Below are 12,235 nucleotides of genomic sequence, written 5' to 3' on the forward strand. Positions count from 1 at the left end.
TTTAAACATATAATTAGGTTATCTAATATAATTAATTACGCGTATCAACAAGCTGTTTATTTTATGATCAAGGAGTGTTCATTGATGAGTAAATTACGAACCAATCATACCGTTATACAGAAAGAAAATGTGGCTCTCCCTTATGCATGGATGACTGTAATCCTATGCTGGTCAGCGGTTGCCGTTATGTCCAGCCTGTATGTGACGATCCCTTTGGTCCCTCTTTTTGCTAAAGTGTTTGGAAAAACACTTGCTGAAGCAGCCCTGCCGGGCAGTATCTTTTCCTTAGGCTTTGCGGCAGGATGTCTTGTTTATGGTGGATTGTCTGACCGCTTTGGACGAAAGCAGGTTATCGTCACCGGACTGCTCGCATTAACGATTATTTCGTTATCCATCAGCTTAACCAGTCAATATTCTGTATTAGTTACACTGCGCTTGCTTCAGGGTTTAGCTGCGGCCACCTTTTCTCCCGTTGCTCTTGCATACGCTGTCGATATGTTCCCGACCGAAAAACGGGTAACGGCTATCGGCTTTATCAGCACCGGTTTTCTAGTAGCAGGTATCGCTGGTCAGGTATTTAGTATTGTCATTAGCGAACAAATGGGGTGGAATACGGTATTTCGGATGCTAGGCATTTTGTATGCAATTACCTTCCTAATCGTCCTTTTTTTCCTGCCTAAAACCCCCTCCCCTCAACGAGGTGTTCGCATTTGGGCAGCTTTCAGTCAGTTGGGGACCGTTCTGCGCTCGTATCCTTTATGGTTAAGCTATACGGTTGCTTTTGTTCTCCTGATGTCCTTTGTGAGCATGTATACGGTTTTGGGTAGCTATCTTGGCGGCCCTGAATTTGGCCTGAATAGCCGACAGATGCTTTATGTCAGATCCGCTGGTATCATCGGCATGCTCCTTTCACCATTCGCCGGAAAGCTAGCCCAGAAATACGGTGTGCACCTTATATTACGTACAGCTCTTATTCTTTCCATTCTGAGTTTGGCGCTGATGGGAATGACACACTCTCTTATGACTATCGTGGTGTTGAGTGTATGCTTTGTCAGCGGCATTGCCCTGAGTGTTCCTTCACTCATAGCAATCGTCGGCCAGCTCGGCGGTGCAGCGAGGGCTATAGCTGTCTCACTATATACCTTCATCCTGTTTGCTGGTACAAGTCTAGCTCCTGTGCTTTCCATTCGCTTGATGGATAATGGCGGTAATCAGACGACTACATTTATGCTGCTGGCAGCTGTTCTGTCTCTAGGCTTTATCGCCTCCCTGCTCATTCGCAGCCACCAGAACGATCCGCTGAAGCGGAATGCATAGACAGCATCAAACTATAAACCAAACTTAAAAGCTACCTATAGCGCCACTGCGCAGTCGGATGGTGCTTCCCATCGCCACCGCTACGCTTGTACAGCACCATTCCACCTACTCCGTTTTCATGTTAATTTTTCGAGTTCGGCTTATATAGCATCCTGTTTTTATTAAAAAAACCTCCATATTCATCAGCCATGTTTACGTGAGTTAGTGTGAGATATGTCATTGTGTTTTCCTCGGAAACACGAACTTCTCTTTGGAGACATTCGCAGAATGAGTTACAATACAGATAAGCTATATATGGAGAACTTTTGACAGGAGGCTGTACTGAGCTATGAAAATAACATCTATTGAGCCAACTCCCAGTCCGAACACCATGATGCTGCATCTGGATGAGCGACTGGAAGCGGGTATCCGCAGAACATATACACGGGACAATGAGCGTTCCGCTCCTCCATTTATCCGGCGCATGCTGGGCATTGAAGGGGTCAAAAGCGTGTTTCACACGACCGACTTTGTAGCCCTTGACCGCAAAGGGAATGCAGACTGGTCCACTATTTTGGGTCAAGTCCGGGATCGGCTAGGCGAGGAAGGCGCTGACGCCAATTGGGATTTGCCAGAGGAAACCTCTGGAGAAGCATTTGGCGAGGCACAGGTCTTTGTGCAATTTTTTCGCGGCATTCCTATGCAAATTCGAGTCAAGACGGGGCAGCAGGAGGAACGAATTTCCTTGTCCGACCGCTTTGTGCAAGCCGTTACCCGTGTAGCGAGTGCAACGCTGATTAAGGAACGCAAGCTGAGTGATTACGGCGTCCGCTATGGTGAACTGCCGGACATTGCACGCGAGGTCGAGCAGGAACTGGAAGCTGCCTTTCCGCAAGAGCGGCTGGAGCAGATTATCCAACAGGCGATTGCCCACGGCGCAAACAACAGCGAATTCGTGGAGGAACGCCGCGAGTGGAGCGATGCCGAGTTGGGGCAGGCCCTGCAGCACGAGGATTGGCGCACACGCTACGCTGCGCTGGATCGGCTGGAACCGACGCCCGAGCATTTGCCGCTTATCCGGCAAGCGCTGCATGACGACAAAATGCAGCTGCGGCGGCTGGGCGTCGTCTATCTGGGCGATATTCGCTCACCGGAGGCGATGGATCTGCTAGCCGAGGCACTGCGCGATCCTTCAGCGGCAGTACGCCGCACCGCAGGCGACACGTTGTCGGACATCGGCGACCCGGTCGCTACCAGCGCAATGATCGGAGCCCTGTCGGATAGCAGCAAGTTGGTGCGCTGGCGGGCGGCACGTTTTTTATACGAGGTTGGAACCGAGGATGCGCGTGATGCGCTGGAGAAGGCCGTCGATGATCCCGAATTCGAGGTTAGTCTACAGGCTAAAATGGCGCTGGAGCGCATCGAATCAGGCGAACAAGCCGCGGGAACAGTTTGGCAGCAGATGGCCAAGCGGAACTCTTAATTTAAGATTCTACGAGTGATTTTCAAAAAATTGTCGATTGTCAGAAGATGTACAGGTACGATATACTGTAGTTCGCTATACAATAAAATATCATGTCATACACCTCATCAACCCTGTTTTATGATGAGGTAGAGGTCGCGGATGTAATCAGTACACCGGAGGAGACGATAAGAGCCGTCTGAGATTCCAGTGGAAAGGTACACCCGCCGAAGTATGCGGAGCTGACTCTTTGTAAATACTCCGAATGCTGGGGCTGCTAACCGAAAGGAGCAGAACTGTCACACGCTGTCCTAACACAGACACGTGTGTTGAGCTATCTTGTTATAGAAGAAGGTATGGTGCGGAATGCATAGACAAAACCGCAGGCGTATTCCCTGCGGTTTTTTGATTTATATACTCCCCCTCCTTCTGGCTCTTGCCCTGACATGAAATACAATTTCATGAAGGAGTGTTTGAACGTGCAACACAAAGCAACACCTGACGCAACCTTGCGTAAAAGTCTCAAAGCCCGCCATATGACGATGATCGCCCTCGGCGGCTCTATCGGAACAGGTCTGTTCCTCGCCAGTGGAGGCGCGGTTGCCGAAGCTGGACCCGGTGGTGCCCTGCTGGCTTATGCAGCAGTTGGTCTCATGGTCTACTTCCTCATGACCAGCCTCGGTGAGTTGGCTACATTTATGCCTGAATCTGGCTCTTTTAACACCTATGCAGGTCGCTTCGTCGATCCGGCTTTTGGTTTCGCCATGGGCTGGAACTTCTGGTACAACTGGGCGGTGACGATTGCTGCCGAATTGGCAGCAGCGACCGTGCTCATCAAATACTGGTTCCCGGAAAGCCACTCTGCCTGGTGGAGTCTGTTATTCCTAGCCGTAATCTTCGCGCTGAACGCGTTGACCGTCAAAGGCTACGGTGAGTCTGAATACTGGTTCGCCATGATTAAAATTGTGACCGTCGTCATCTTTTTGACTGTAGGTGTGCTGATGATCTTTGGCATTATGGGTGGCCCTGCGATCGGCTTTGCCAACTTCACGGTAGGAGACGCCCCGTTCCATGGCGGATTCTTTGCTGTATTGGGCGTATTCATGGCAGCGGGCTTTTCCTTTCAGGGAACGGAGCTGATTGGGGTAGCCGCTGGAGAGAGCGAAAATCCGCGTGAAAATGTGCCGCGCGCCATCCGTCAAATCTTTTGGCGCATCCTGTTCTTTTATATTCTCGCGATTCTCGTGATTGGATTGATCATTCCGTACACCAATCCGAATCTGCTGCGGGGAGACATCAGTGACATCGGGGTCAGCCCGTTCACGCTCGTATTTGAAAAAGCAGGGCTTGCGATTGCTGCTTCTGTTATGAACGCCGTTATTTTGACTTCCGTATTGTCGGCAGGTAACTCGGGTATGTACGCGGCAACTCGGGTACTGTACGCTTTGGCACGGGAAGGTAAAGCCCCGCGTTTCCTCGGACATATCAATAGACGCGGCATTCCTATGAACGCGCTTCTGATCACGACCGCTGTCGGTATGCTGGCCTTTCTCGCCTCTCTGTATGGAGACGGTGTAGTCTATAACTGGCTGCTGAATGCCTCCGGAATGTGTGGATTTATTACGTGGGTCGGGATTGCGGTCAGCCATTATCGTTTCCGCCGTGCCTTTACTGCACAGGGTCACAGTCTAAGTGAGCTGCCATACAAAGCCCGCTGGTTCCCGTTTGGGCCGTTGTTCGCCTTCGCTCTGTGTATCATTGTCATTATCGGGCAAGGGGCGGATGCCTTCACCGGACAGGAGATTGACTGGAAAACGATGATCGCTACGTATATGAGTGTGCCGCTGTTCCTTTTGCTGTGGCTCGGCTACAAATGGACCAAACGTACTAAAATCGTTCCGTTAAAAGAATGTGATTTGAGTCCAGATGCTTCTTCGGATAAATAATAGAAAACAGTAAAAAAAGCCCGTCTCCACATATCAGGGAAAACACGCTGGTAAACCTGGTCCAAGACCGTTTATCCGCATTTTCACCTGTATATGCCCGGAGACGGGCTTTTTCTGTTTATTTGGAGGAAGGTTCCAATGAAGCTGACAAAGACATGGATAAGGCACGACGACTAAAAATACCGTATATAACAGCAATCAGCGTCAGCACTGCAGAAAACAAGTACAAATTAACGATGCCCAGATGATCTGCAATCCAGCCCATTAACAGCAGCGATATACAAAAGGTCAAACTTGTCAGTGTGGCCTGGGCAGACAGCACCTTGGGCAAATCATGTACGGACACACTCATTTGCATCATCGTGCGGCGGGATACGACGGACATTTCCGCAGGTAGTCCCATCAACAACACGATAAGCAGTGTCAGCGGCGGTAATGTGTTCAGTGCATACCACGCTGTCAGCAGCCCGTAGCCTACCATCCCCGCCAGCATGGCGGGCAGCAGTCTGCGCTGCAAATGCTTGACGCAGGCGAGAACAACGATGCCGCCGCCAATCGCTCCTGCAAAATACGCTGCATTGATGTATCCCCACCATGCCTCGCTCTTGTGCAAAACCTGCTGAGCGAAAGCAAGCGTGAACGCGCCTACCCAAACCGAACCTCCTAGAAGATCAATCATATCCATAAAAATAAGAGCTTTCAGTCTGCGACTGGCTCCGATGAGGCTCCAGCCTTCACGGAGTATTTCCTTTTTACGTTTGGGAGGTAGTGCGGTGCTCTCTGATTCCGGGCCATACAGTGTATCTTCCAACCGTGCAGGAGGCAAGTCATGATGCCCTTGCCCGGACTCAGTACCAGTTTCGGAAACTGAGACATCTCCACCTCGCACCCTTGTTCCAGGTTGCAGCAAATAATGGGCTTTGCCCTCTAGTGGATCTCGAATCAGGCTGGTGAAGATCATTGCTACCATATACAGCCCGCCAGCCACCAGTAGTGTTTTTTCCGAGCCTAGCATGGCTACGAGCACACCACTAAGCCCCCATCCCGCTAATTGCACCGTCTGGTCGCTGACCGATACCAGACTGTTTGCCCGCATGAGTCCTTCCCCAGACGCAAGGCGGGGAATCAGCGCATTACGCGCAGGCGTGGTCCATCCGTCCAGAAAGGACATGGCTGCCACCAACGTAAACACCATCACCCATATCGGCTCCGTACCCGCTGACCACAAGTGGCCCAGCAGAACAGCAAAGAAAGCCAATTGCCCGAACTGAGAAACGAATAAAATAAAAGGAAGCTGGAATCGGACCAAAATGAGCGGTGCTAAAAAGCCGCTGATCATCTGTGCCCCCATTCGCAGCAACGGGACGAGTACCGAAGAGAAGATCGAGTCCGTTTCATGAAAAACCAGAGACACAAGTGCCATAATGTAAAGAATGTCGGCCGCATTGGACATAGTCTGCGTGCCAAGCAAGTAGGTAAAGGAACGCTTGTGCATATAAATAGAATACTCCTTTGTTAATGTAGCTTTTTACAGCAAGATGATTAGGTCCATTTCAGGGTTACACGAAGATTGCCGGTACTTCCTAGATCCGTAATCTGATAGGAAATGGATTTTAAACCGAGTTGATATAAGGATTGTAAATCCTCCTTGAGACTTCGCTCCGTTCCCTGATAGGCAAAGGTAAGTGTCGTCCCTCCCTTATTTACAATCTTACGCACCTGTTCCTTAATGTCGGCGGATGTTTTAACCAGACCCTTGCCGTCTTGCAGCGGATATTCGAGGGTATTGTACAGTTTTTGATACACAGCAGCCTTTGATCCTCCGGTAGCCACCAGAACTGATAAGGTTTCACGATACGATGTATTCGCCTGAGGATACGGCTTTACCCATGAGTGATCCCGTCGCATTTCGGTATCCGTCAACAGATAATATGAAGTGCTTACCTCGTTCGCGCGATCCGGGGTTGGATCATCCCATGTCGTATCCATGTGATACCATCGACCATCTAATAAAACAAGATTCCAGGCATGCAGCTGGCCCCCTGCTCTTCCTTCCACAATCCGGTTCGTAATGCCTGCACGTTCCAGCATTTTATAGGCCAACAGTGAATAACCCTGACAGACTGTGCTTCCCGTTTTCAGGCCATCATAGGCTGTGTACTTTTGTTGTGCTTCATCATACTTCAGGCGAACGACGATCCAATCATGAATGGCCTTTACCTTCTCATGATCCGTCATTCCCTTCGTAATAATATCCCCCAGCACTGCTTTAACTGTGCTATCCACATATGCTGTCTGTTCCTTCGTCTCCCGGTAGCTTAGACGAATCGTAACCTGAGCGGAGGTCGTTGTGCCTGTATAGCTGAATGCGTAGCTTTTGATCGTATAATTCACATACGGATCGCTCTCCATGGCCTGTTGGATGGCCGTCTGTAATTGTTGCTTGAGACCGTTCACTCGCCCTTGATATGTAAAGGTCAGCGTTTCACTCCGCGTAGCCATTGCCTGTAAAAGCTTGTTCTGAAGCTGCTGCGATGATACGGATGGAGCCGGCTTGGTCGATGCCGCATACACATTGCTGCCCCACTCCACAGCCTGCGGCAGCAACACAGCCAGCGCTGCACCCGCAACCAGACATTTTACAAGCCTAACCCCGATTTTTCTGTTCATACAGAGCGTTCCTGCCCTTCTTAGCATAGTTGTAAACAGCTATATCTTACCATAAAAACAGTTGCCCCAAACGCTCTAGTTTTGTCGGTTGCAGACGAGTAAGGGAGCAGTTCAAGACAGGTTGTGACATTATACACGCCTATATAACAGATGGGACAACGAGCAGACTTGTCGTTCGCAGAGAGTTTTATCACAGCAATCTAGGTTTCCTCATGATATGGTACTGGCATCGGAAGTAAATGATATTGATTCTCATTCTAGATCAGAAAGGCTGAGCACCATGCCAGAATGTATCTCACTCCTTCGTACACCATTAGGTCAAACTGTGCGTTTGCAATCTCTTGCCCCTCTTCATCCCTCATTGCGCCGTCGCTTAACAGATATGGGTATCAACGAAGGTTCCATCATACGATTAAAGAAAATCAGTTTATTGGGCGGTCCTATCGTCATTGAATGCAACGGCCAGCTGGTTGGCCTCCGTCAAAATCAAGTGAAGCAACTGGAGGTTGTTCCAACATGGACATGATCGCTCTATTCGGTAATCCCAACACAGGAAAAACCTCATTATTCAACAAGCTGACTCGTACGTATGCAGAAGTAGGAAACTGGTCCGGCGTCACAGTGGAAAAGAAAACAGGAATCCTGCGTGACAAGTCCGCCGTATTGGTGGATTTGCCGGGCGCCTATTCTTTACTCCCTCTTTCGCTGGATGAAGGTGTCGCAACCCGATATTTGCTGGAAGAACCACCTACGGCCCTGATCAACATCGTGGATGCCTCCCAGCTCCAGCGCAATCTCTATCTGACCGTACAACTACTGGAGTATGGACGTCCGCTTGTACTTGGCTTAAACATGACTGACGTAGCCGATGCCACGGGTCTTCGTGTAAACAAGGAATTGTTAGCCGATCAGTTGAACGTTCCCATCATTCCTATGGTGGCGCGTACAGGCAGTGGAAGTAAGCAAATGCTCGCTTCTCTTCGGGAGGTAAGACGTACATCCAATGCTTTTCAATTGGACTACGGCCCTGCCGTTGAAGCTGCTATTACCGATATTTGCGACTTGCTGCCAAATGCACCTGTGCCGCAACTGCGGTGGGCCGCACTGCAATGTCTGGAAGGCAATCCTGTCGTCATGGAATGGATGACGAATGAGGTACAGCGTGAACAAGTAACTGTGCGCATCCACCGTTGCGAGGAAGAACTTCTCGGTGAAGGCCATGCCATCACCCCTGCTCAGCATATTCGTTCTGTACGAACAGCATGGATTGCTGATCTGTGCACCAAGGCACTCGACACCTCCAAACTCAGACCGCACAGCCTGACGGATAGGCTGGATGCACTATTAACTCACCGGTATCTGGGGATTCCGATCTTTTTGCTGCTGATGTACGCTACCTTCAAGTTCACCTTCGATTGGGCGGGTACGATCCTTTCAGATATGCTGGATGGATTTTTTTCAGGGACACTCAGCACTTGGATTTCTGAGTTACTCGTTCACTTGAACGCGTCCGCTTTTACGCAAAGCCTAGTCGTGGACGGCATCGTGGCTGGAGTCGGGGGTGTGCTTGTTTTTCTGCCTCAAATTGCTATTTTATTTCTGATAATTTCAGTGATCGAAGACTCCGGGTATATGGCACGGGTCACGATACTAATGGATCGCCTGATGCAAGCCGTTGGCTTGAACGGGAAAAGCTTCATTCCCTTCATCATCGGATTTGGCTGCAATGTCCCTGCGATTATGGCGGCACGCACCATTGAACAGCCCAGAGAACGTCTCATTACAACATTGTTGGTGCCCTTTATGTCATGTTCGGCCCGCCTGCCGGTATATGCGTTGTTTGCGGGTGTGTTTTTCCCAACACATGCGGCAAGCATCATCATGCTGATGTATGTGTTAGGAATCATCGTTTCACTTATACTTGCCAAAATTTTTTCCAAAGTATCCATTTTGTCGGGTGAGCCCTCCCTCTTCATCGTGGAACTTCCTCCCTATCGAGTGCCGCAGGCTCTTACACTATTCCGCAGCACATGGGAGAAGGTCAAAGGCTTCGTCCGTAAAGCTGGAACAATTATTCTTGCAGGTTCCGTTGGCATCTGGCTCTTGTCCAATTTCGGTCCGCAGGGCTTCGGGGCAGACATGGATGACAGCCTGCTTGCCACCGTTGGAGGTTGGTTCGCTCCATTACTGGCCCCTCTCGGTTTTGGCACCTGGCAAGCAGGTGCTTCCCTGCTCACAGGCTTTATGGCCAAGGAAGTTGTCGTATCAACGATGAATATTATTTACCACGTCCCTGATATGCAGGGACTTGAACTACAAGTCAGACAGGCCTTTACACCGCTTGCCTCTTTTAGCTTTATGGTGTTCATTCTGTTGTATGTTCCGTGTCTGGCTACGGTAGCGGTCATTCGTAAAGAAACCCTTTCGTGGCGTTGGACCGCATTTTCTGTGATCTATCCTTTGACCGTCGCATATATCATCGCCGTCTTGATCTATCAATGTGGCAGATTATTAGGTTGGGGTTAAGTCAGGCCCTACAGTAAATAAAAGGAAGTGGATTCCATGATCAATATCATCATTTTATTGGCGATCCTCGGTTATAGTGCGTGGGTGCTGGTACGATTTTTGCGAAAAAGCCGTCAAGGCGCCTGTGCAGGGTGTTCGTCGAGCAAGTCATGTCCTGGCTGTGCCACAAGCGTCGTGAATGAAAATACCAGAGCTGTTCACAAAGGTTAACCGTAGCATCCACAATGGATGGATATAGTAAGAAAAAAACTTGGCGGCTGCTCTCCAAATACATTACAGGGGAACAGTCGCCAAGTTTTTTCTGCGTCACTTTATTCCTTAACAACCTTTTAGTCAGGATCATTAATAAACTAATCATGTTGATGTGCTATATATAAGGTTTCGAGGTCAATTGTAGCCCTTCCTGCATATGTTATCCTTCCGTTTCGAAGAATGGCAACCTGATCTGCTAATTTCTCAGCCAACCCAATTATATGAGTAGATAACAAAATGACTCTGCCTTCTGTGAGATACTCCTGTAATGTACTTCTAACAATCATCACTTGATCAGGGTCTAATCCGTTCGTCGGTTCATCTAATATAAGAATTGTAGGTTCATGCAAGAGCGTTGAGGCTAATGCAACCCTCTTTTTAGTTCCTTGAGATAACTCTTCCATTTTTATATTTTGATAATCTTCTAATTTGAATCTCTCCAGCCATTTAGCGATACGTATTTCGAGCTGATTCTTCGGTACCTGTTGTAATCCCCCAATAAGCCGCATCATTTCTAATACAGAAAGTGCGGGATAATAAAAGGGGAATTCTTGTAGGTAGCCTATCATTGATTTATAGTTTTGATTTTCAAAATCGATAATGGTTTGATTGAATCGAATTGTACCTTTTTGTACCTGATGAAGACCAGCAATTAAACTTAATAAGGTTGATTTCCCCGCTCCATTGGGACCCAGTAACACAGTAATTTGGTGGTCTGAAACATTCCAATTTATTTCATGTAGAATTTCTTTAGAGCCATAACCGAAAGAAACTTGATCCAGTTGTAAAAATGGTGATTTATTTTCTTGGGTCATCGTTGACTCACTCCTAAGATACTTTTCTATAAAAAAAGATGAATCTTATATAGATCATAATAGATATAGCTGCGAATAATACTTTATGAAATTGATGAAGGTACAATAGTAATAGCATGCTCATTGCAATGACCCAGTTCCCGAAAAACTTGATTCGGTAATTTCCTAAATAATCAATGGATATAAATTTGTAACCCAAAGGCATACCAAAACTAATTAAAGTAATTGAAAGGAATATATTCCATATAATTTGGATTAATAAACTCATCGGACTAATATGTAAATAAATTCCCCAAAACCACTGATGCATAAAAATAATTCCTATGGTTACAACACATAAAATCAACCATTTGGTGCGCAGCATCTTCTTCCAAGCGAATAACGTTGTTTTATATATTAGCAATCCTTTTTCCTCTATAATAAGACTCTTGACAGCCCAAATATCAACAGCTATCCATGCTAATACCGCGCTACTGATTGGAAGAATAAGCGAACTTTCTCTAATGATATAATAGTTCAAAACTTCAATTCCCATAGCTAAAATAAAAAAAGAAAACAGGTTGCCTCGTCTAATGATGAATAACAATTCTTTTTTTAGGAGTGGACTTTGAGATAGCCATCCGCGTCGGCTCAAAATTTTTTTTGGACCGTGATACTGTAAAAAAACAGACCAAGAGCGTTGTGCAAAATAGAGAACTTTATATCCCATGCTTATGCATAACAAAAGCCAAGTCAAAATACGTACCGACAGAGACATTGGCAATATAAAATAGATTACATTCAGTGATAGAAAAAAAAAGCTTATTGCATAGCCATAGAATTTTTTAAATAACGTTATATATCCAAATATCTCGGCAAAAAGTACACCTAAGATCAATCCTGAAACCATATTATAAATATGAATGTTATGAACACCCCACAAGATCTGACCAACTACGATCCATAAAAGTAATATTAGAAAAGGGATTTTTTTTACCATAGTATATTGGGTTAGAAACAAATTCCCCTTTCCTATAGACCACAAAAAACGTATTTCCTCTATTTTTGTAGTGGATATACTTATACCAATATGAATCAAAAAACCAATGATTCCATATATGATAGCCCACGTCATTGGTTTAAAACCCATGCTGTTTAATCTCAAGGTAACATTAGCTAATCCATTGGGTATTAGAATTAATAAAAAAATGAATAAAGCGGCATCCATTTTAGTTAGTTTTTCGAGTTGTTTCAAATACAATATTTCACATAACTTTATACTTGTCATT

The 12,235-nt window shown here is 47.0% G+C and carries 10 protein-coding genes and 1 riboswitch; of the genes, 6 read left to right on the plus strand and 4 right to left on the minus strand.

Going from position 1 to position 12,235, the window contains the following annotated elements; all coding sequences use genetic code 11:
• The first annotated feature begins 84 nt into the window (after positions 1 to 84).
• The 3 genes from ACM1ND_RS22570 (at position 85) to ACM1ND_RS22580 (ending at position 4,704) form a co-directional block, all read left to right on the plus strand.
• Complete coding sequence (locus tag ACM1ND_RS22570; RefSeq protein WP_023990303.1) at positions 85 to 1,317, plus strand: MFS transporter; 1,233 nt, start codon at positions 85 to 87, stop codon at positions 1,315 to 1,317.
• Between the two features lie 328 nt (positions 1,318 to 1,645).
• On the plus strand, positions 1,646 to 2,779 hold the full coding sequence (locus ACM1ND_RS22575; RefSeq protein ID WP_264454534.1) for a virulence factor: 1,134 nt from the start codon (positions 1,646 to 1,648) through the stop codon (positions 2,777 to 2,779).
• A gap of 121 nt (positions 2,780 to 2,900) precedes the next feature.
• Positions 2,901 to 3,103, plus strand: a riboswitch (Lysine riboswitch).
• A 134-nt stretch (positions 3,104 to 3,237) separates the two neighbouring features.
• The gene (locus ACM1ND_RS22580; protein ID WP_023990305.1) at positions 3,238 to 4,704 is read left to right on the plus strand and encodes an amino acid permease; all 1,467 of its coding nucleotides are present in this window, start codon (positions 3,238 to 3,240) and stop codon (positions 4,702 to 4,704) included.
• A gap of 118 nt (positions 4,705 to 4,822) precedes the next feature.
• On the opposite strand, the gene ACM1ND_RS22585 is transcribed toward ACM1ND_RS22580, so the two are convergent.
• Both ACM1ND_RS22585 and ACM1ND_RS22590 read right to left on the minus strand, forming a co-directional pair.
• Positions 4,823 to 6,199 (minus strand): MFS transporter, encoded by a 1,377-nt coding sequence (locus ACM1ND_RS22585; protein WP_028541833.1) that lies wholly within the window; start codon positions 6,197 to 6,199, stop codon positions 4,823 to 4,825.
• Between the two features lie 47 nt (positions 6,200 to 6,246).
• On the minus strand, positions 6,247 to 7,374 hold the full coding sequence (locus ACM1ND_RS22590; RefSeq protein WP_418026586.1) for a transglutaminase domain-containing protein: 1,128 nt from the start codon (positions 7,372 to 7,374) through the stop codon (positions 6,247 to 6,249).
• Between the two features lie 280 nt (positions 7,375 to 7,654).
• On the opposite strand from ACM1ND_RS22590, the gene ACM1ND_RS22595 reads away from it, so the two are divergent.
• From ACM1ND_RS22595 to ACM1ND_RS22605, 3 genes are read left to right on the plus strand one after another with little or no spacing between them, the layout of a single operon-like run.
• Positions 7,655 to 7,900, plus strand: a complete 246-nt coding sequence (locus ACM1ND_RS22595; protein ID WP_016820309.1) for a FeoA family protein — start codon at positions 7,655 to 7,657, stop codon at positions 7,898 to 7,900.
• Entirely contained in the window at positions 7,891 to 9,900 is a 2,010-nt protein-coding gene (gene feoB, locus ACM1ND_RS22600; protein ID WP_341056696.1) for a ferrous iron transport protein B, read from the plus strand. The genes ACM1ND_RS22595 and feoB overlap by 10 nt, the downstream gene beginning before the upstream one ends.
• Positions 9,901 to 9,936: 36 nt before the next feature.
• Entirely contained in the window at positions 9,937 to 10,110 is a 174-nt protein-coding gene (locus ACM1ND_RS22605) for a FeoB-associated Cys-rich membrane protein (RefSeq protein WP_418026587.1), read from the plus strand.
• Positions 10,111 to 10,250: 140 nt separating this feature from the next.
• On the opposite strand, the gene ACM1ND_RS22610 is transcribed toward ACM1ND_RS22605, so the two are convergent.
• Together ACM1ND_RS22610 and ACM1ND_RS22615 are read right to left on the minus strand one after the other, a co-directional pair.
• The gene (locus ACM1ND_RS22610) at positions 10,251 to 10,967 is read right to left on the minus strand and encodes an ABC transporter ATP-binding protein (protein ID WP_338532836.1); all 717 of its coding nucleotides are present in this window, start codon (positions 10,965 to 10,967) and stop codon (positions 10,251 to 10,253) included.
• 13 nt (positions 10,968 to 10,980) lie between these two features.
• A complete protein-coding gene (locus tag ACM1ND_RS22615) occupies positions 10,981 to 12,234 on the minus strand; it encodes a hypothetical protein (RefSeq protein ID WP_418026588.1) in 1,254 nt (417 codons plus the stop codon).
• Between the last annotated feature and the right edge of the window lies 1 nt (position 12,235).

This window comes from Paenibacillus sp. JJ1722 (assembly GCF_048282685.1).
Taxonomy (GTDB): domain Bacteria; phylum Bacillota; class Bacilli; order Paenibacillales; family Paenibacillaceae; genus Paenibacillus; species Paenibacillus polymyxa_B.